General features: G+C 36.8%; 18 protein-coding genes. All 18 read left to right on the top strand.

Annotated features, from left to right (window positions below; all coding sequences use genetic code 11):
- Positions 1-73 precede the first annotated feature (73 nt).
- Positions 74-541 (top strand): division/cell wall cluster transcriptional repressor MraZ, encoded by a 468-nt coding sequence (mraZ, locus tag BAZ10_RS10790; RefSeq protein ID WP_078772063.1) that lies wholly within the window; start codon positions 74-76, stop codon positions 539-541.
- Positions 531-1,424, top strand: coding sequence for a 16S rRNA (cytosine(1402)-N(4))-methyltransferase RsmH (gene rsmH / locus BAZ10_RS10785; RefSeq protein ID WP_078772062.1), 894 nt, complete (start codon positions 531-533; stop codon positions 1,422-1,424). The genes mraZ and rsmH overlap by 11 nt, the downstream gene beginning before the upstream one ends.
- Positions 1,425-1,442: 18 nt before the next feature.
- Positions 1,443-1,814: an FtsL-like putative cell division protein gene (locus tag BAZ10_RS10780; protein WP_009090270.1), complete on the top strand. Its 372-nt coding sequence runs from the start codon at positions 1,443-1,445 to the stop codon at positions 1,812-1,814.
- Positions 1,795-3,789 carry a penicillin-binding protein gene (locus tag BAZ10_RS10775; RefSeq protein ID WP_078772061.1) on the top strand — a complete coding sequence of 665 codons (1,995 nt, stop codon included), beginning with the start codon at positions 1,795-1,797 and terminating at the stop codon, positions 3,787-3,789. Before BAZ10_RS10780 ends, BAZ10_RS10775 begins: the two co-directional genes overlap by 20 nt.
- Positions 3,789-5,249: a UDP-N-acetylmuramoyl-L-alanyl-D-glutamate--2,6-diaminopimelate ligase gene (locus tag BAZ10_RS10770; RefSeq protein WP_078772060.1), complete on the top strand. Its 1,461-nt coding sequence runs from the start codon at positions 3,789-3,791 to the stop codon at positions 5,247-5,249. The genes BAZ10_RS10775 and BAZ10_RS10770 overlap by 1 nt, the downstream gene beginning before the upstream one ends.
- Positions 5,250-5,256: 7 nt before the next feature.
- Positions 5,257-6,486, top strand: coding sequence for a phospho-N-acetylmuramoyl-pentapeptide-transferase (gene mraY / locus BAZ10_RS10765; RefSeq protein WP_078772059.1), 1,230 nt, complete (start codon positions 5,257-5,259; stop codon positions 6,484-6,486).
- A gap of 34 nt (positions 6,487-6,520) precedes the next feature.
- On the top strand, positions 6,521-7,867 hold the full coding sequence (murD, locus tag BAZ10_RS10760) for a UDP-N-acetylmuramoyl-L-alanine--D-glutamate ligase (RefSeq protein WP_165689666.1): 1,347 nt from the start codon (positions 6,521-6,523) through the stop codon (positions 7,865-7,867).
- A 12-nt stretch (positions 7,868-7,879) separates the two neighbouring features.
- A complete protein-coding gene (locus tag BAZ10_RS10755) occupies positions 7,880-9,106 on the top strand; it encodes an FtsW/RodA/SpoVE family cell cycle protein (protein ID WP_078772057.1) in 1,227 nt (408 codons plus the stop codon).
- Complete coding sequence (gene murG / locus BAZ10_RS10750) at positions 9,093-10,208, top strand: undecaprenyldiphospho-muramoylpentapeptide beta-N-acetylglucosaminyltransferase (RefSeq protein ID WP_078772056.1); 1,116 nt, start codon at positions 9,093-9,095, stop codon at positions 10,206-10,208. The genes BAZ10_RS10755 and murG overlap by 14 nt, the downstream gene beginning before the upstream one ends.
- Before the next feature lie 48 nt (positions 10,209-10,256).
- Positions 10,257-10,430: a GIY-YIG nuclease family protein gene (locus BAZ10_RS19480; protein WP_394363737.1), complete on the top strand. Its 174-nt coding sequence runs from the start codon at positions 10,257-10,259 to the stop codon at positions 10,428-10,430.
- 233 nt (positions 10,431-10,663) lie between these two features.
- Positions 10,664-12,022, top strand: a complete 1,359-nt coding sequence (gene murC / locus BAZ10_RS10740) for a UDP-N-acetylmuramate--L-alanine ligase (protein WP_078772055.1) — start codon at positions 10,664-10,666, stop codon at positions 12,020-12,022.
- A gap of 78 nt (positions 12,023-12,100) precedes the next feature.
- On the top strand, positions 12,101-12,499 hold the full coding sequence (locus BAZ10_RS10735) for a GxxExxY protein (RefSeq protein WP_078772471.1): 399 nt from the start codon (positions 12,101-12,103) through the stop codon (positions 12,497-12,499).
- A 99-nt stretch (positions 12,500-12,598) separates the two neighbouring features.
- Positions 12,599-13,498: a cell division protein FtsQ/DivIB gene (locus tag BAZ10_RS10730; RefSeq protein ID WP_078772054.1), complete on the top strand. Its 900-nt coding sequence runs from the start codon at positions 12,599-12,601 to the stop codon at positions 13,496-13,498.
- 29 nt (positions 13,499-13,527) lie between these two features.
- Entirely contained in the window at positions 13,528-14,889 is a 1,362-nt protein-coding gene (gene ftsA, locus BAZ10_RS10725; RefSeq protein WP_078772053.1) for a cell division protein FtsA, read from the top strand.
- A 63-nt stretch (positions 14,890-14,952) separates the two neighbouring features.
- Positions 14,953-16,785 (top strand): cell division protein FtsZ, encoded by a 1,833-nt coding sequence (gene ftsZ / locus BAZ10_RS10720; RefSeq protein WP_078772052.1) that lies wholly within the window; start codon positions 14,953-14,955, stop codon positions 16,783-16,785.
- 96 nt (positions 16,786-16,881) lie between these two features.
- Positions 16,882-17,328 carry a GatB/YqeY domain-containing protein gene (locus BAZ10_RS10715; RefSeq protein ID WP_059156217.1) on the top strand — a complete coding sequence of 149 codons (447 nt, stop codon included), beginning with the start codon at positions 16,882-16,884 and terminating at the stop codon, positions 17,326-17,328.
- 247 nt (positions 17,329-17,575) lie between these two features.
- Entirely contained in the window at positions 17,576-17,986 is a 411-nt protein-coding gene (locus BAZ10_RS10710; protein ID WP_009090298.1) for a BrxA/BrxB family bacilliredoxin, read from the top strand.
- 110 nt (positions 17,987-18,096) lie between these two features.
- Positions 18,097-19,614, top strand: coding sequence for a GH3 auxin-responsive promoter family protein (locus BAZ10_RS10705; RefSeq protein ID WP_078772051.1), 1,518 nt, complete (start codon positions 18,097-18,099; stop codon positions 19,612-19,614).
- Positions 19,615-19,782 lie beyond the last annotated feature (168 nt).

The following is a 19,782-nucleotide window of genomic DNA, read 5'->3' as shown; positions in this document are numbered from 1 at the left end:
AAGTTATCCACAATAAACAAAATAGTGGTATGAAGTGGTAAAAAGTGGAAATATTTGTATAAATTTGTCCCAAATGAATAATTTCATCGGGACATATGAGTGTAAAATTGACGATAAAGGCCGCTTGAAAGTACCTGCGTCGCTGGTGAAGCAAATGGAGAATTTTGCTGACCTGCCGTTTGTTGTTAAGCGATCTGTTTTTCAGTCATGTCTTGAAGTGTATCCGATGAGCGGTTGGGAAAAATTAATGCACAAAATTAATGGTCTTAACCGATTTGTAAAGAAAAACGCAGATTTTATCAGAATGTTTACGGCTGGTGTAAAAACAGTGGAGGTGGATAATGCAGGAAGATTGCAGATTTCTAAAGACCTGGTTCAGTACTCGGGTCTTAAGAAAGATGTTGTGGTTACGAGTGCCGGAGAGCTTTTCGAGATTTGGGACAAAGAAACGTATGAGCAGGTAATTTCAACAAATGATGTTGATTTTGCTGCATTAGCGGAAGAAGTAATGGGATCAATAAATCCAGAAGATGTATCATAATCCAGTATTATTAGATGAAAGTGTCAGTGGCCTTATTACTAATCCGGACGGAATCTATGTAGATTGCACTTTTGGAGGAGGAGGTCATTCACGGGAGATTCTTTCCAGACTCTCCGACAAAGGACGTTTATTTTCCTTTGATCAGGATCTGGATGCTCTTGAGAATAAAATAAATGATGAAAGATTTACGCTGGTAAATCAAAATTTTCGTTTCCTTGAAAATAGTTTGTTAATGTATGGTGTAAGCCAGGTTGACGGTGTTTTGGCGGATCTTGGTGTTTCTTCTCATCAGTTTGATGAAGCGGACAGAGGGTTCTCTATTCGAACAGACGGTCCTTTGGATATGAGAATGAATACTATGCAGGGACTGGACGCCAAGAAAGTGGTGAATGAATATGAAGAGGAACAGCTGGCAGATATTTTTTATCTCTACGGAGAATTACGTGACGCCAGAAAGCTTGCAAGAGAACTGGTGGCGGCTCGAAAAAAAGGAGAGATAAAAACAACAGAAGATCTGAAGAAAGTCTTTTTTTATATTCCGACACACAAGAGTAATAAATTTTTTGCTCAGATTTTTCAGGCTATAAGAATAGAGGTGAATCAGGAACTGGAGGTTCTGAAAGAAATGCTGCAGCAGTCTTACAGGGTATTAAAGCCGGAAGGCAGACTTTCAGTAATATCTTATCATTCACTGGAAGACAGACTTGTAAAGCGTTTTCTGAAAAACGGAATGTTTGAGGGTGAGCCCGAAAGAGATATTTTTGGAAATTATAAAAAATCTTTCGAACTTCTAAAGAATAAAGCTATTGTTCCGACAGAAGAAGAGATTGAAGAAAATTCTCGCGCGAGAAGCGCAAAACTGAGAATAGGAGCTAAGGTTTAAGATAAAAACACAATATTAATGGCTAAAAAAGCTTCAACGCCTAAGCAAAGGAAAAGATTAACCTTCATAGATGTTGTGAAGGGGAATTTCCTTAATAGGGATGAAGTAAAAGAACATTATAAATATTTTACTCTGGTTTTTATACTGATGATGGTAATGATTTATTCTAACCACCTGGTAAATCAGAAAATAGAAATTGTTAACGGCCTTAAAGAACAAAGTGAAGAATACAAATCCAGAAATGCTTATGCGCAGAGCAGACTGATCCATATTAAAATGGAATCAGAGCTCAGCAAAGAAATGGGAAAGGATTCATTAATGACGTTGGAGAGTCATCCGACTAAACTTTTAATAAAAATGGATTCAATTGATGGTAAGAAAAGGAAGTGAATACAATGAAAAAAGAAGCAAGATGCTTTTTTGGGGATATGCCTTTGTTGGTGTAGCCCTATTGACATTTGTTGTATTTATTGCCCGGATTATCATTCTTCAGAATACAAATGTTGAAGAGTATAAAGACAACATTATTAATAAGAATTACCGGGAAGCAACATTAAAGGCTGCACGGGGAAATCTTTTTGCGTCAGATGGTTCTATTCTGGCAACAACGGTAATGCGCTATGATATCTATCTTGACTTCAAAACCATGCGGGATACCATTTATAAAAATAACGCAGGTAAATTGTCGGATTCTTTGGGCGCCATGTTTGGTAAGCCCGCTTCTTATTTTAGGCAAAGACTGGATCAACAGAAAAAATCCGAAAATCAGTATTATCCTTTGGTGAAGGGACTTGATTTCGATCAGTATGACAGAATTCGCAAATTTCCGATTTTTAACAGAGGAAAAAATAAAGGTGGATTTATTGTAGATCGCGAATATCGCAGAGAGATTGCTACAGCTCAGATTGGATCGGGAACTATAGGAATGGACCGCGACGGAGCAAAGTCAGGGTTTGAAGGGGCTTTTAGTAAATTTCTTACAGGTACAGACGGAACCCGTTTAGAACAGAGAATTAATTCTACCCAATGGAAGCCAATTGACTTCTGGAAGGTAAAGGAACCTGTAAACGGAATGGATGTTTATACAACATTGGATCTTCGTGTACAGGATATTGCACATTCGGCATTGGAAAAACAACTAGTAGAGTTTGATGCAGATCATGGAAGTGTTATTGTAATGGAGACCGAAACAGGTAAAGTGAGGGCGATGGTGAACCTTCGCAGAACGGAACCTGGTATATATGTAGATGCTTATAACTACGCAATAAAAGATGCTACAGAGCCGGGATCTATCTGGAAAACGGTAACATTGCTGGCTGCAATGGATGATGGATTTGTAGATGAGAATACAAAAATAAATATTGGAGGTATAGAGTGGACTTATGCCGGGCAAAGGATTACAGATAGCCATTCCGGTGGGGTTTACGATATCAGTGATATTATGGCGCAGTCTAGTAATATTGGTGCAGCAAAGGTGATTACTTCTCATTATGCAGATAATCCTCAGATTTTATTTGATCACCTCAAAAAATGGAAGTTGTACGAAAAAATGAATATAGAGCTTCCTGGTGTAACAAAACCTCGTGTTCTTACACCTGCCAATAAAAGATGGTCAAAAGGAGCTTTGGCTTCTATTGCCTTTGGATATGGTGTTAATGTAAATCAGTTGCAACTTACAACTTTCTATAATGGTGTTGCCAATAAAGGAAAGATGGTAAAACCTTTATTCATTGATAAAATTATTAAAGAAGGAAAGGTTGTTTATGAAGCTAAACCAGAAGTAATGGTTCAGAAAATGGCTTCTGATAAGGCTATAGAAATGATGACGCATTCTTTGACAAAAGCTGTAGAAAAAGGTACTGCAAAAAGTATCTATACACCAAATTTAAAGATTGCCGGAAAAACAGGTACTGCTCGTTTTGAATACTGGAAACCGGGACCAATGAAGTATATAGCATCATTTGCCGGATACTTTCCTGCGGATAATCCCAAGTATACATGTATTGTGGTGGTTAACCAGCCGGACAATTCAAAAGGCTTTTATGGAGCCAGAGTGGCAGCACCGGCTTTTAAAGAAATTGCAGGAAAAATATTCCTTAAAACACCTCTGAATGTGAACAAGGAAATGTTGGTGAACAAGAAGGTGGATATGAGCAGAATGATTGAGCCAACACGAAAAGTAAATGTAGATAGCAACAAGATGCCAAATTTGGTAGGATTGATGGGACGGAATGTAATCCCACAATTGGAAAATTTAGGCTATCGTGTTGAATATAAGGGTGCGGGAAAAGTATTAGAACAATTTCCGGCAGAAGGAACAAAAATTAACGGGAATCAGAAAATTTATTTAAGTCTTCAGAATTAATGTTATTAGAAAAAGTATTACATAGAATATCCGTTTTAAATTCTCAGGGAGAACTTTCCCGTGAGATTTCGAAGATTGTTTTTGATTCAAGAAAAGCAATAGATAGTGCTATGTATGTAGCTATGAAGGGGGTAGTAGCGGATGGACACCAGTTTATAAACGCTGCGGTGGAGAAAGGAGCGAACGTTATTGTTTGTGAAGAAATTCCGTCTGATAAGAAAGAAAATGTAACCTATATTCAGGTTAAAGATACAGCTGTTGCCTTAGGTCATCTGGCAAGCAATTTTTATGGTAATCCATCGGAGAAATTAAACCTTATTGGAGTTACCGGAACCAATGGAAAAACTTCTGTAACAACATTGTTGTTCGATGTGTTTACTCAATTAGGGCATAAGTGTGCACTGATATCTACTGTTGAGAACCGTATTGGAGATAAAATTATCCCGTCGACTCATACAACACCAGACGTAATAACGCTGAATGAACTTCTGTCAGAAGCTGTATATGAAGATTGTGAATATGCTTTTATGGAAGTAAGCTCACATGGTATTCACCAACACAGAACAGAAGCACTACATTTTAAAATTGCAGGATTTACCAATATTAGTCATGACCATTTAGACTACCACAAGACTTTTCTGGAATATCTGAATGTGAAGAAATCATATTTCGATAACCTTCCGGATACAGCTGTTGCTATTACCAATATAGACGATAAGAATGGGATGGTAATGTTGCAAAATACCAAAGCAAGGAAGAAAACTTATGCTTTGAAAACACTTGCAGATTACCACGGAAAAATTCTTGAATCCGACTTTAACGGAATGTTGTTAAACTTTAATGGCAAAGAATTCTGGACTAGCCTTACAGGAAGGTTCAATGTATATAATCTTTTATTGGTTTTTGGAGTTGCTGTTGAATTGGGTATAGAAGAAGGAGACATATTAAGAGCAATAAGTTTACTGAAAAGAGTAAAAGGGCGCTTTGAAACCCTGAAATCCAGAACAGGAATCTTCTTTGTAGTGGATTATGCACACACTCCGGATGCACTTGAAAATGTTTTAAATACCATCAATGATATCAGAACTAAAAATGAAAGATTGATTTGTGTTTTTGGTTGCGGTGGAGACAGAGATCATTCCAAAAGACCAGAAATGGGTGATATAGCATCAAAAAATGCAACATTAGCTATTATCACATCAGATAATCCAAGAACAGAAGATCCGCTTGCTATTATCAAAGAAATAGAGGCTGGGGTTCAGCCCCAGAACTATAGCAAATATCTTTCGGTTCCGGATAGAAAAGAAGCGATTAAAATGTCCATAAAATTTGCTGAGGGTGGAGATATTGTGCTGGTAGCAGGAAAAGGGCATGAAGATTATCAGGAAATTAATGGTGTAAAACATCATTTTGATGATAAAGAGACGATACAGGAATTACTAACCATAATGGGAAAATAGAAAACCTATGTTATACTATCTATACGAATACTTAACCGCGCACGGAATTCACATTCCAGGTATGAATTTGCTGAAGTATATTTCCTTCAGAGCGGGGTTGTCTATTTTAATGTCCCTTGCGATAGCTATGATCTACGGAAAGAGAATCATCAACTATTTACGCAGAAAGCAAATGGGGGAATTGGTAAGAGATTTAGGATTGGAAGGACAGAAGCAGAAAGAGGGAACTCCTACAATGGGCGGACTTATTATAATATTGGCTACTATTGTTCCTGTATTATTGTTTACACGTGTATGGAATGTGTACATTGTTTTGCTTATTGTTTCTATGGTTTGGATGGGAGCAATTGGTTTCCTGGATGACTATTTGAAAAAAGTAAAGAAAAATAAAGACGGACTTCGGGGTATTTTCAAAGTAATAGGGCAAGTTGGCCTTGGCCTTATTGTAGGTGTTACCATGTATTTCCACTCAGATATTACTGTTCAGCGTAAATATGCCAATGCATCACCAGAGAACAGACAAAATATAGAGAAAAACTTTGCACCACCAGAAAAGGCTGTTGTATCTACAGTACCATTTGCAAAAAACAATGAGTTTGATTACAGCAAAATTTTGTTCTGGATGGACGATGCTCAGGCACAGGAATGGGCGTGGGTTATTTTCATACCGGTGGTTATCTTTATTGTAACTGCTGTATCTAACGGAGCCAATATTACTGATGGTATAGACGGGCTTGCTGCAGGAACCAGTGCTATAATATTGTCTACACTGGCATTCTTTGCCTACTTGTCAGGGAATATTATTTTCGCCGATTACCTCAATATTATGTTCCTTCCAAATATGGGCGAAACAACCATATTTGCTATTGCAATGGTAGGAGCTGTTATTGGTTTCTACTGGTATAATACTTATCCGGCTCAGGTTTTTATGGGAGATACGGGAAGTCTTATGTTAGGTGGGGTTATTGCAGTACTGGCTATTATCCTTAGAAAAGAATTATTAATCCCTGTGCTTTGCGGAGTGTTCTTAATAGAACTTGTATCTGTAATGCTTCAGGTGGCTTATTTTAAATATACGAAGAAGAAATTTGGAGAAGGAAAAAGAATTTTCCTGATGTCTCCATTACATCACCATTATCAGAAAAAATCTTATCACGAATCTAAAATCGTGAACAGATTTATGATTATAGGAATTATGCTGGCGGTTATTTGTCTAATTACACTAAAAGTAAGATAAAATGGAAAAGCATGCAGAAATCCAGAGCGGAAGGATGAAAGTTGTTATCCTGGGTGGCGGTGAAAGCGGCGTTGGCGCTGCCTTTCTGGCTAAAAAAAAGGGTCTGGATGTTTTTTTATCAGATCAAGGATCTATAAGAGATAATTATAAGAAAATACTTCTCGATAATGCAATAGATTTCGAGGAGGGTAGCCACGACGAAGATCGGATATTACAGGCAGACTGGATTATTAAGAGCCCGGGAATACCTAAGAAAGCCGAAATCGTAGGTAAAATTCATCAGAAAGGTATTAGGCTTTCTTCAGAGTTGGAGTTTGCTTATCACTTCACTGATGCTAAAATAATTGCAGTTACCGGAAGTAATGGTAAGACCACTACTACTTCACTAATCTATCATATCCTGAAAAATGACGGATATAATGTAGGACTAGGCGGAAATATTGGAAAAAGCTTTGCTTACCAGGTAGCGACTGAGGATTTTGACTATTATGTACTTGAAGTAAGTAGCTTCCAGTTAGATGATATTCAGAATTTTAGACCCTATATTAGTTTGCTTCTGAATCTGTCACAAGACCATTTAGATCAGTATAACTACAATTATGAAGAATATGCTTTAGCAAAATTCAGAATTACAGAAAATCAGGAAAATGACAACTATTTCATATACAATAAAGATGATGAAATGAGTCAGAAAATTCTTCAGTCTCTGGAGATTAACGCGACAATGATTCCTTTCTCTATGAAAGAGAAGCTAAGTGAAGGTGGTTATTCTATTGATAATGAATTAGTAGTTAAACTTCAGGATGACCTCAGGATGAAAGTTTCTGATCTTTCGCTTGTAGGAAATCATAACGTTGCCAATAGTTTAGCTGCAAGTATAGCAGGTAAGCTGCTAAATATCAGTAATGAAAGTATTCGCAATAGTCTGATGACATTTCAGGCTGTTCCGCACAGATTGGAACAGGTTGCTGTTATTAATGATGTAAAGTACATCAATGATAGTAAAGCGACCAATGTAAATGCTGCGTATTATGCATTGGAAAGCGTGAAATATCCTGCAATATGGATAGTTGGCGGAATAGATAAAGGGAATGATTATACAGAAATTGAAGATCTGGTAAAGAAGAAAGTTCGTGCTATCGTATGTTTGGGATTGGATAATGAAAAGATTATTCAGTTCTTCAGAAACAAAAAAGATTTGATTTTTGAGACCTCTGGTATGGAAGAATGTGTAAAGCTTTGTAAAAGTATTGCCGAACCAGGTGATACTGTATTACTGGCACCATGCTGTTCAAGCTTTGATTTATTTAAGAGCTATGAAGACCGCGGAGATCAGTTCAAAAAGTATGTATTGGAAGGAGAAGAAGTAAAAGAAGATTAAGCAAACGTAAAAATGGAAAATAGCAACGATAACAAATTTGAATTTCTGAAGGGAGATAAAGTCCTTTGGATGGTTATCATTTTGATTTCCATTTTTTCCATATTTCCAGTATATTCTGCCAGTTCCAACCTGGAATATATTGTAAATAACGGTACCACAACCGGTCACGTAATCAAGCATATTTTCTTTGTACTTCTGGGATTAGGAATTATGCGTCTTGTAGGAGTTGTAAAGTATGAATACATCGGGAAGCTGAGTAGTATTTTACTCGGAGTTACCGTTTTTCTATTGTTACTAACCACGTTTACGGGGCAGAAAATTGATGGCGCCAGTGCATCTCGTTGGTTAAAGATACCTGGTACGCCAATATCTTTCCAGCCATCAACATTTGCTTATTTAATGCTGATCATCTACATCTGCAGATATCTGACAAAAAAGATCACCAGAGAAAGGTTGCCAATAGAGAATATTATCTATTTATTCGGACCTACGCTATTGGTATTTGGGCTTGTAGCAAAGGATAATGGTTCCACAGCATTAATGATCATGTTTGTGTCTTTAATCGTTATGGCACTGGGAAGGCTTCCGTTGAAATATATTATAGGCTTCTCTGGAGCTATGGGAATATTTGCAGGAATCTTCCTTGTGGTTGCTCTCAACACTAATCTTATCGGTGGAAACCGTGTACATACATGGAAAAGCCGTATTGAAGCATTTAGCAAGAAAAAAGATGAAGCTTTAACCGAAGAGGATAAAGCAAAAAACTATCAGGTAATGCAGGCGAAAGCTGCCATAGTACATGGTGGGGCTATAGGAATGGGACCTGGTAAAAGTGCGTTAAAACAAACTTTGCCACAGTCAGTATCCGACTTTATTTTTGCAATTATTGTAGAAGAGTATGGTGCTATTGGTGCCACAATACTTATTACATTATATTTCATTATGATTGTAAGGATTGTAATGATTGCCAGTAAGATTCCAATGTTCTTTGGGTCTTTGCTGGTACTGGCGTTAGGAATTATGATTTTTGTACAGCTATCCGTAAACATAGCGGTGGCAGTAAATCTTATTCCGGTTACAGGGCAGCCATTGCCACTGATTAGCTACGGAGGTACATCCATGTTGGTTACCTATCTGCAGTTAGGAATTATATTAAGTGTAAGCTCAAGAATTCTGACCAATGAAGAAGAAGGAATGGGTAAAAAACAAACAGTAGAAGAAATAAATGACATCGCCTAGAGTATTATTAAGTGGAGGAGGGACCGGAGGACATATTTTTCCGGCGGTTTCTATTGCTCAGGAAATTCAAAAAAGATTTCCGGATGCAGAGTTCATGTTTATCGGAGCTTTGGGAAAGATGGAAATGGAAAAAGTTCCACAGGCCGGATTTAAAATTGAAGGACTGGATATTGCAGGTTTTGACAGAGGTAATATCTTATCAAACTTTAAACTGCCATTCAGATTACTGAGCAGCATTTCTAAAGCAAAGAAAATTATCAGAAACTTCAAACCCGATTTTGCTATCGGAACCGGAGGCTTTGCAAGTGGACCTGCTTTATGGGCAGCATCTCAATTAGGAGTTCCTACATTTATTCAGGAGCAAAACTCTTTTCCTGGGGTTACCAATAAAATTCTGTCGAAAAAGGCTAAAGCAGTATTTACCGCTTACCCTGGAATGGAAAGTTTCTTTCCAAATACAGAAGTGAAATTTCTTGGAAATCCAATACGTCAGAATATTATAGATGATAAGCTGGCTCCGGAGGTAGCAAAAGAAAAATTAGGATTACAGAATAAGTTAACCATACTTTCTGTAGGAGGAAGTCAGGGTTCCAGAACACTGAATAACGGATGGAAGGATAATCTGGATAAGCTGACTGAAAAGGGCTATCAGTTGATATGGCAGACAGGAAAACTTGATTATGAAGCACTAAATAAAAATCAGGAAATTCAAAACCTGAGTAGTGCTGAAGGTCAGATTTCACTGAATGAATTTATTAAAGATATGGGAACAGCTTATTCCGCAGCAGATGTCATTGTTTCCCGTGCAGGGGCAATCGCTATTTCTGAGCTTGCAGTAGCAGTGAAGCCTATCTTACTGATCCCGTTACCAACTGCAGCAGAAGACCATCAGACCAAAAATGCACAAAGTCTGGTTGATCAAAAAGCAGCATTTATGGTTAGGGATATAGAAATGAAAGAAAAATTCTGGAATACACTGGAGCAGATTTGTGAAAATGAAGCACTGAGAAAAGAAATGATGATAAATCTGGAGAAATTTGGAAAGCCAGAAGCTACAAAGCAAATTGTAGAAGAAATATTGAAAATATATAAAGATAAATAAAGAATAAAATCAGCAGTGTCATCCTGAGCTTGTCGAAGGACAATAAAGATGAAAACTTATTATGTATATATTGTAAAGTGTTTGGATAATTCTTACTATACAGGGATGACGAATAATCTAACCAGAAGAATTGATGAACATAATGAAGGTAATAACCCAGAAAGTTATACATATACAAGAAGACCTGTTAAGTTGTTTTTTATTCCGAATTTAATGAAGTAGAACAGGCAATCGCTTTTGAAAAACAAGTGAAAGGCTGGAGTAGAAAAAAGAAAGAAGCTATAATTAATGACAATTGGGAAATATTACCAGAATTGTCTAAAAATAGAATAAAAAAGTAGCGAGGCTTCGACAGGCTCAGCCTGACAAAGTTACAGAAGAGGTTACAAAATAATAATATAAGCATCCTGAAGAAAACTAAAGGATAAATAAAAATTAAAAAAGCAAAAAGTCAGATGGCTGATGTTAATACATACGAAAACTATTATTTTATAGGAATTGGAGGAATCGGAATGAGTACGCTGGCGCGTTACTTCCATTCTGTAGGCAAAAAGGTAGCGGGTTATGATAAAACGCATACCAAACTTACCAATGCCCTTCAAACAGAAGGAATAACAATAAATTTCGATGATGTATTAACTGCTGTAGAAGAGAACCTGACTCCTGAAAATACATTAATTGTTTTTACACCAGCTATTAAGAATCTTAAGATTTTAGATTACTTTACAGAGAAGGGCTTTATCATAATGAAAAGAGCTAAAGTTTTGGGAATTCTTACTGAAACCACAGAATGTGTAGCTGTAGCCGGGACACATGGGAAAACGACAACTTCTACGCTGATAACACATTTATGTAAAGTTGCGAATCTTCCTTTCTCAGGTTTTTTAGGAGGTATTGCAGAAAATTATGGATCTAATTTCATTTTCAATGGTACAGATATATCCGTTGTAGAAGCAGATGAATATGATCGTTCTTTTATGAATCTTCGTCCAAAGTGGGCAGTTGTAACCTCAATGGATGCGGATCATTTAGATATTTATGGTGATAAAAATACAATAGAAGAATCATTCAGAGATTTTGCAGGGCTGGTTCCTGAAGATCAGCAGTTATTTGTACGTAAAGGACTTGACATTGGAAGAGAAGCAGTATCCTATGCTGTAAATGAAGAAGCTGACTATTACTCCGATCATATCCGTATGGAAGGTGGAACGCTTCGATTTGATTTTCATGCCGGTGATGAAACTATTGAGGATTTTGAATGGCATTTACCAGGAATTCATAATGTAGAAAACGCGACTGTAGCAATAGCAATAGTACACCAGTTGGGAGCAAGCTATGAAGATCTTAAAAAAGGAATTAAATCTTTCAAAGGGATTAAAAGAAGATATACCAAGCATTTCTTTGAGAACGGGAAAATATATATAGATGACTATGCCCATCACCCAACTGAATTAAATGCTGTAATTGGTTCCATAAAAACCTTTTATCCCGATAAAAAACTGTTAATAGTCTTTCAACCGCATTTATTTACCAGAACAAGAGATTTTGTAGATGGTTTTGCTGAAAGTCTGAGTAAAGGAGAAGAGTTGATCTTATTAGATATATATCCAGCTCGCGAATTGCCAATAGAAGGAGTAACTTCTGACTGGTTATTGGAAAAAGTAAAAAGTGAAAAGAAAGAAATAAGCAGCCTTCAGGATGCATTTGAAAAAATTAAAAATAAGGAATTTGATATTCTTCTTACAGTCGGAGCAGGAAATATAGATACTCTGTACGATCCGATTATGGAATGGATGGGAAAAGAAAAAGAGTAATTTATTTGAACGCAAAGATTTAAGAGCAGATGATTTTTGAATAAAGTAAGCAAAGGCGTTTCACTTAACAAAGCTAAAATGACTGAAAACGAAATCTCTAAAGTGGTTATTGATGCAGGACTTAAAGTGCATAAAGCTTTAGGAATGGGTTTATATGAGACAGTATATGAACAATGCTTGGCTCATGAACTAACTAAAAGAGGTTTGTATGTTGAAAGACAAAAATTCCTGTCTGTTATTTATGATGATCTGGAAGTAAAGAATGCTTTTAAAGTAGATCTACTAGTAGAAAATAAAGTTGTTATTGAAGTCAAAGCACAGGAAAACCTGATTGACTTTCATGCTGCACAACTTATGAATTATTTAAAATTAGGAGATTACAGATTGGGGTTGTTGTTAAATTTTAATTCAAAATTATTTAAGACAGGAATAAAGAGAATTGTAAACAGGTTGGAAAATAAAACGGACATAGCTTAAGCGAAGCGGCTTAGCGAAACAAAAAAGGTGTAAATCCTTTGCGGTCTTTGCATTCAAGAAAAATATGTTCAGAAAGAAACTAGGTATTGAGATAGAAAAATGAAAAATAAATATAGAATATTAAAAATCTTCGTGGTAATAGTGCTTTTGGCATTTTTGCTCAATTTTTCATTGAAACGATTCAGTACCAAAGAGCAGAAGCTAAAAATAGACTTAACACAGGAAACACCTGTATATTTTATAGATGAAGCAACTGTAAAAAGTATTGTAAAGAAAACTAACCCCTCAGGAAAGGTAGGAACTTTAGATATACCCACGCTTGAAAAAAAATTAAATGCTCTTAAAGCAGTAGACAGTGCAAATGTGTATCTTAACCTGAACGGAGTATTGAATGTAGATGTAAAGCAAAGAGTACCGTTTATGAGAATAAACAATGGTGCTAAGCAATATTATGTTGATAGTAATGGCGAAGAATTTCCTCTTTCAGATAAGTTTTCTTACCCGTGTATGTTGGTTTCCGGGGATATTCCAAAAGAAGATTATAAAGGTCTAGCAGAGCTTATTGCTAAAATAGGAAAAGATGATTTCAACAAAAGATATTTTGTAGGAATAAATAAAGAAGGTGGAAATTATGAATTGCTTACTGATGAAGGAAACTTCAAAGTGCAATTAGGAGACCTGGAGAATATAGACTTTAAACTAAAAGGATTTAAAACTTTTGCTGAAAAGTATCTTATCTATCAGGACCCGATGAAGTACAGGCAAGTGTCGGTAAAGTATAATAACCAGATCGTAACAACACTAAGAAAAGGTTTTAAGTCAGATGCTGATAGTCTGTTAACTCAGAAATTGCCAAATAATATTATTGCAAGACCTGTATTGGTCTCGGATAAAAAAGCCCCGGAAAAGAAGAAAGCTCCTCCCGAGAAAAAGCCCGAGCACAAAAAAGAAAAGGGCAAAAAGACACAAGCTAAAGATAAAAAGAAAGAAAAAAAATAATAAATCAAACTGAATAATTAGAGATAGTGATGGAAACAAACGAATTTGCAGTAGGGCTCGACATTGGGACTACCAAGATTGTAGCCATTGTGGGCAGAAAAAATGCCCATGGAAAAATAGAAATAATGGGCGTAGGACGAAGTAAAAGTCTTGGCGTTCATAAGGGCATTGTTAACAATATTTCACAAACGATAAGCTCTATTCAGGCAGCTGTTTCCGAAGCTGAGAAAAGTGCAGGAGTGAAAATAAAGAATGTTACAGTAGGTATTGCCGGTAAGCATATTCGAAGCTTACAGCATTCCGATTATATAATGCGGGAGCATCCGGATAGATATATTACTGAAGACGATATAGAACAGCTTAAAAATCAGGTAAAAAAACTGGTAATGCTTCCTGGGGAAGAGATTATCCACGTATTACCTCAGGAATACAAAGTAGATTCTGAAGGAGAGATTCAGGAACCTATAGGAATGCACGGAAAGAGATTGGAAGCTAACTTCCATGTTGTTGTTGGACAGATGGGATCTATCCGTAATATTGCACGTTGTGTAAAAGAAGCCGGATTAGATATGGAAGCTCTTACGCTAGAGCCCTTAGCATCTTCCGAAGCAGTTCTTACAAAAGAAGAAAAAGAAGCAGGTGTTGCAATTGTAGATATCGGAGGTGGTACTACAGATGTTGCAATATTTAAAGACAATATTATCCGTCATACATGCGTTATTCCTTATGGCGGAGGAATTATTACAGATGATATTAAAGAAGGATGTTCTATCATCGAGAACCATGCAGAAAAACTAAAAGTCAAATTTGGTTCTGCTGTTCCCGAGTTAGAAAAAGATTCAACTTTTGTTACCATTCCTGGGCTTCACGGAAGACCAGACAAAGAAATTTCTTTAAAAACGTTGGCGCAAATTATTAATGCGAGAGTAGAAGAGATTCTGGAAATGGTAAATAATGAATTAAAAGGCTATGGTGCATACGAGCAAAAGAAAAAACTAATTGCAGGTATTGTACTTACAGGAGGTGGATCTAATCTTAGACACCTTCGTCAGCTTTCCAATTATGTAACCGGATTTGATGCCAGAATAGGTTATGCAAACGAATATGTGGCCAATGATAAGAACCAGTTTTTAAAAGGTCCTGAATTTGCTACTTCTATTGGACTTCTGATGGAGAGCTTGAAAATCAGAGATAAGAGAGCCTTTGAGGAACCTGAGATTGTTGAACAGGTAACTGAAACAGTTACTGATAAGAAAGAAACAGTAACCGAAAATACAGCAGAAGTTGTAGCACAAACTCCGGTAACAGAAGCGAGTAAGAATAAAATGAAGCCTACTCTGGGACAGTCTATTATGGAGAAAGTTCGAAAATTTTTCGAAGAAGTTGAATAATTTTTTTTAAATATCATTAAAGTTTGCTAAATTTTGCAGACCGTTATATAAACGAAACAAAGAATGGAAAATATAAGTGTACAAGGATTTCAGTTTGATTTGCCAAAAGGAAATTCATCAATTATAAAAGTTATCGGTGTTGGAGGAGGTGGTAACAACGCACTGAAGCACATGTACGAGAGAGGGATTCATGGAGTAGATTTCGTCATTTGTAATACCGATGCTCAAACATTAGACAATAATCCTGTTGCCAACAAAGTGCAGTTGGGAGTAACCATGACGGAAGGTCTTGGTGCCGGAGCAGATCCTGAGGTTGGAGAAAAGGCAGCTATTGAAAGTATCGACGATATCAAAGCCGCAATGGGACAAAATACCAAAATGGTATTCATCACTGCCGGAATGGGAGGTGGTACTGGTACAGGTGCAGCCCCAGTAATTGCCAAAGTAGCAAAAGAAATGGGCATTCTTACCGTAGGTATCGTAACTATTCCGTTTAGCTTCGAAGGGAAAAGAAGATTAGAACAAGCTGAGCTTGGTCTTGAAAAGCTTCGCAATAATGTCGATTCATTAATTGTTATTAATAACGATAAGCTTCGTCAGCAATTTGGAAACCTTGGTTTCAAATCAGGTTTCTCAAAAGCCGATGAGGTTTTAACCAATGCAGCAAAAGGAATGGCAGAGGTTATTACCGGTTATTTCGATGTAAATATTGACTTCCGTGATGCTAAATCTGTGCTTCAGAATAGTGGTACGGCATTGATGTCTAATGGTATTGCTTCTGGTGAGAACAAAGCAGAAGATGCTGTTAAGAAAGCATTGGATTCTCCATTATTGAATGATAATAAAATTACAGGAGCAAAGAATGTTTTACTATTGATCAGAAGTGGAAACGAAGAAGTTACCATGGACGAAATCGGTATCATTATGGACCATATCCAAAAGGAAGCAGGCCATACGGCGGATATCATTTTCGGAGTTGGTTCCGATGAAGAATTAGGAGATTCTGTAAGTGTACTTGTTATTGCTACAGGATTTGCAAAAGAGCACCAAAAATATTCAGGGCCTACAGAGAAAATTGTACACAGCCTTTCCGAAGATAAATCTGCACCTCAGATCAAAAGAGAATCTCCATTCAAAACTTCCGAAGAGCAAGTTGTTACTTCCGGAAAAGATTTATTTCGTTTAGATGATGAAGATGATGCTCCAAGACCTGAATTTCCGGTTAACTCTGTAGAAAGAAGCGCAGACAGAGCACAATTTTTTGTAGAAGAAGCGCCTACTGAAATTCAATTTTTAGATAAAGAAGAAGAAAGTTTTGGTGATCAGAACTGGAAATTAGAGAATGACAGCAACGAGTTCAACTTATTTTCTTTTACCGGAGAACCTCAGGCAAAAGAAGATCAGGCTCAGGATTTCCAATTTAATGGAGAATTATTCGAAGAAGAAGAAACACCGGTTGCCTTTACATTCAACTTTGCTGATGATAGAGTCGAAGTACAGGAATCTGCAAACAGAATAGAAGAAACTCAGGTTAATGAAGTTGTGAAAGCTGAAGTTACACAAGCTCCAGTAGAAACTCCTTCCGAAATAACAATAGAAAATATTACTATTGTTGAAAAACCATACGAAGAAGAAATCAGTATTGTAAACAAAGCTCCTTTAAATGAAAATCAGTTAAAGATTGAAGAGCGTCGTAATAAACTGAAAGAGTTTAACTCCAGATTCGTTAATACAGAGGCTGAAAATGCTTTTGAAACGATTCCTGCATTCAAGAGAAAGAATATTAATATCGACGGAGAAAATGCTTCCGATCATACTATTAATTCATTCTTTTCCGAAAACAAAGGACAGATGAATCTTCGTGAAAACCGGTTTTTAAATAAAGACGTAGACTAAATATTATAACAATGTAAAATGTACCAATGTAACAATCTTCCACTGAGTAATTATTGGTAAACTGTTATATTGATACATTGTTAAATTTTAAATAAGATGAGCTTAGAAGTACAAGTAATGGATGCAATGAAAACAGCCATGAAAGAGAAAGACAAAGTCGCTCTGGATGCATTGCGTGCTATTAAAGCCCAAATAATATTAGTAAAAACTGACGGAAAAGGAGCAGATGTTACACCAGAGCAAGAAATTGCAATTCTACAGAGAATGGTAAAGCAGCGTAAAGACTCTATGGAGCAGTTCAATGCTCAGAATCGTCAGGACCTTGCTGAGGTAGAAGAAGCTCAGACAAAGGTTATAGAAAAATTCTTACCTGCACAGTTAAGCGCGGAAGAACTGGAAGCTGAAATAAAGAAAATTATTGCAGAATCCGGAGCTGAAGGAGCAAAAGACCTAGGTAAAGTAATGGGGTTAGCCTCCAAGACATTAGCCGGAAAATCCGATGGGAAAAGTATTTCGGAAATGGCTAAAAAGCTATTGAGCTAGATATGAAAGAAAGAAGGCAAGAAATCTGTCCTTTCTTCGGAGTTCATATGCTAGCATTTAATTTGAGATATCATTAATCTGTATATCGGTTTGATTTAAACCCGGAACTACGAGTTGGTTCTGGGTTTTTTGTCATAATGTCCGATTACTATTGAACATATTTTTCATAGATGTAGTATATTGATACATCTGTAAAATATGTTTACTTTTGTATGAGATATTTCAATTATTATAAAAAATTTAAATTATGTATCCATCAGATTTAGTATTGCCTATGAAGGCAGAACTTACCAGCAACGGATTCGAAGATCTTACTACTCCTGAGGCAGTAGATGAGGCTATAAAACAACAAGGAACAACCCTGTTAGTAATTAACTCTGTATGTGGTTGTGCAGCAGGTGCAGCAAGACCTGGTGTTATTGCATCTTTATTAGGCGATAAAAAACCAGATCATCTTACAACTGCTTTTGCAGGATATGATACAGAAGCGGTAGCAGAAGCTAGAAAACTTTTAGCTCCGTTCCCACCTTCTTCTCCGGCAGTAGCATTATTTAAAGATGGTGAATTAGTACACATGCTAGAGCGTCACCACATCGAAGGTAACCCTGCAGGAGCTATAGCAGCGAACCTTCAGGCAGCATACAACGAATATTGCTAATTAGCTATTTGTAATGATAAATTTAAGCCATCTTTTTAAGGATGGCTTTTTCTTTGTCAAAAAATCTTTACAAAAGCTAAAAAACATTATATTTGTTTTTTAGGCATTTTATGGCAACAAAAGCGCTTTTCAATTCTGTGGTAAACTGGTTTATTGGGAGAAGAATAGACCAGATAGAGCGCTTCATTGCTCATCCCTACGAAACGCAGAAAGGAGTGCTTTTTTCTCAGCTTTTTCTGGCAGAGGATACTGAATACGGACTGAAATATGGTTTCAAAAGTATTTCCAGCATCAGCGATTTTCAAAATAGAATCCCCATTGTTAGCTACGAAGATTTTGAACCTTATATAGAAAAGGCCCGTCAGGGAGAGCCGGATATTATCTGGCCCGGACAAATTAAGCGTTTCGCTAAATCCTCGGGTACAACTAATGCCAAGAGTAAGTTTATACCAATTACAGAAGAAAGTCTTGAAGACTGTCATTATAAAGCAGGTAAAGACCTTATTGCACTTTACGTAAATAACCACCCAGAATCCGAACTCTTTCAGCATAAAAACCTTCGCCTGGGAGGAAGCTCAGAAATGTATCAGGATTTCAATACTAAGTTTGGGGACCTGTCAGCAATACTAATTGAGAATCTTCCGTATTGGGTAGAAGTTATCAATACACCGAGCAGAAAGGTCTCGCTAATGGGAGAGTGGGAGAGTAAGTTAAAAGCAATAACTGCTGAAGTTAAAAGCCAGGATGTTGGCAGCCTTACCGGGGTACCAAGCTGGATGATGGTTTTACTTCTAAGATTACTGAAAGAAACCAATGCAGACAATATAGGACAACTCTGGCCAAACCTAGAAGTGTTTTTCCACGGTGGTATAAGCTTTATCCCTTACAAAGATCAATATAAGCAGTTGATGGGTAAGGATATCAATTACTACGAAATTTATAATGCATCAGAAGGCTTCTTTGGTATTCAGGATAGATCGGGAGCCGACGATATGCTATTGATGCTGGACTACGGAATTTTCTATGAATTTATTCCGATGGAGCATTTTGGAGAGTCTCACCCTAAAACAATTACCCTTGAAGATGTAGAGATCGGAAAGAATTATGCAATGGTATTGACTACAAATGGTGGGCTATGGCGCTATCTGATAGGTGATACCGTAAAGTTTACTTCAACCAATCCGTACAGAATAAAAGTTTCAGGAAGAACCAAACATTATATCAATACCTTTGGTGAAGAATTGATGATTGATAATGTAGAAGCTGCTCTGAAAAGGGCCTGTGATTATACGAATGCAGAAATCATAGATTATACTGGTGCACCAATATACATGAACGGAAACGAATCCGGAGCACATGAATGGGTGATAGAATTCTCCAGAAAGCCATCCGAAATTGAAGCTTTCGCCCGTATATTCGATGATACCCTAAAGAAAGTTAATTCGGATTATGAAGCAAAACGTTATAACAATATAACCCTTAAAGAGCCGGTAGTTCATATAGCCAAATCAAACTTATTTTATGATTGGATGAATAGCAGAGGAAAGCTTGGCGGACAAAATAAAGTGCCAAGGCTAAGTAATAATCGGGAGTATATAGATCCCCTTTTAGAAATGAATAAATATTAAAAAAAATAAAAATCCCTCAGAATTTTCTGAGGGATCTTGTTTTTATGTCTCGTCCTGAAAAAGGTTGACTAAAAAACATCAGAAATAGTTATCCTTATGAAATTAAAAAAAAGCCCATCCCCTGTACAAGAATACAGCGAGGGATTCAAAAGACAAGTTGTCTCCGAA

This window comes from Elizabethkingia occulta, assembly GCF_002023715.1.
Lineage (GTDB): Bacteria > Bacteroidota > Bacteroidia > Flavobacteriales > Weeksellaceae > Elizabethkingia > Elizabethkingia occulta.
Note: the sequence above shows the minus strand (reverse complement) of the source record. Positions and strands in the feature narration are given on the sequence as shown.

What these genes read in the sequence shown, in the direction of transcription:
- mraY (WP_078772059.1), top strand. Translation starts at nt 5,257, where the DNA reads ATGTTATACTATCTATACGAATACTTAACCGCGCACGGAATTCACATT.
- BAZ10_RS10780 (WP_009090270.1), top strand. Translation starts at nt 1,443, where the DNA reads ATGGCTAAAAAAGCTTCAACGCCTAAGCAAAGGAAAAGATTAACCTTC.
- BAZ10_RS19480 (WP_394363737.1), top strand. Translation starts at nt 10,257, where the DNA reads ATGAAAACTTATTATGTATATATTGTAAAGTGTTTGGATAATTCTTAC.
- ftsZ (WP_078772052.1), top strand. Translation starts at nt 14,953, where the DNA reads ATGGAAAATATAAGTGTACAAGGATTTCAGTTTGATTTGCCAAAAGGA.
- BAZ10_RS10770 (WP_078772060.1), top strand. Translation starts at nt 3,789, where the DNA reads ATGTTATTAGAAAAAGTATTACATAGAATATCCGTTTTAAATTCTCAG.
- BAZ10_RS10735 (WP_078772471.1), top strand. Translation starts at nt 12,101, where the DNA reads ATGACTGAAAACGAAATCTCTAAAGTGGTTATTGATGCAGGACTTAAA.
- ftsA (WP_078772053.1), top strand. Translation starts at nt 13,528, where the DNA reads ATGGAAACAAACGAATTTGCAGTAGGGCTCGACATTGGGACTACCAAG.
- BAZ10_RS10705 (WP_078772051.1), top strand. Translation starts at nt 18,097, where the DNA reads ATGGCAACAAAAGCGCTTTTCAATTCTGTGGTAAACTGGTTTATTGGG.
- BAZ10_RS10775 (WP_078772061.1), top strand. Translation starts at nt 1,795, where the DNA reads ATGGTAAGAAAAGGAAGTGAATACAATGAAAAAAGAAGCAAGATGCTT.
- BAZ10_RS10755 (WP_078772057.1), top strand. Translation starts at nt 7,880, where the DNA reads ATGGAAAATAGCAACGATAACAAATTTGAATTTCTGAAGGGAGATAAA.
- BAZ10_RS10730 (WP_078772054.1), top strand. Translation starts at nt 12,599, where the DNA reads ATGAAAAATAAATATAGAATATTAAAAATCTTCGTGGTAATAGTGCTT.
- murG (WP_078772056.1), top strand. Translation starts at nt 9,093, where the DNA reads ATGACATCGCCTAGAGTATTATTAAGTGGAGGAGGGACCGGAGGACAT.
- mraZ (WP_078772063.1), top strand. Translation starts at nt 74, where the DNA reads ATGAATAATTTCATCGGGACATATGAGTGTAAAATTGACGATAAAGGC.
- BAZ10_RS10710 (WP_009090298.1), top strand. Translation starts at nt 17,576, where the DNA reads ATGTATCCATCAGATTTAGTATTGCCTATGAAGGCAGAACTTACCAGC.
- murC (WP_078772055.1), top strand. Translation starts at nt 10,664, where the DNA reads ATGGCTGATGTTAATACATACGAAAACTATTATTTTATAGGAATTGGA.
- rsmH (WP_078772062.1), top strand. Translation starts at nt 531, where the DNA reads ATGTATCATAATCCAGTATTATTAGATGAAAGTGTCAGTGGCCTTATT.
- BAZ10_RS10715 (WP_059156217.1), top strand. Translation starts at nt 16,882, where the DNA reads ATGAGCTTAGAAGTACAAGTAATGGATGCAATGAAAACAGCCATGAAA.
- murD (WP_165689666.1), top strand. Translation starts at nt 6,521, where the DNA reads ATGAAAGTTGTTATCCTGGGTGGCGGTGAAAGCGGCGTTGGCGCTGCC.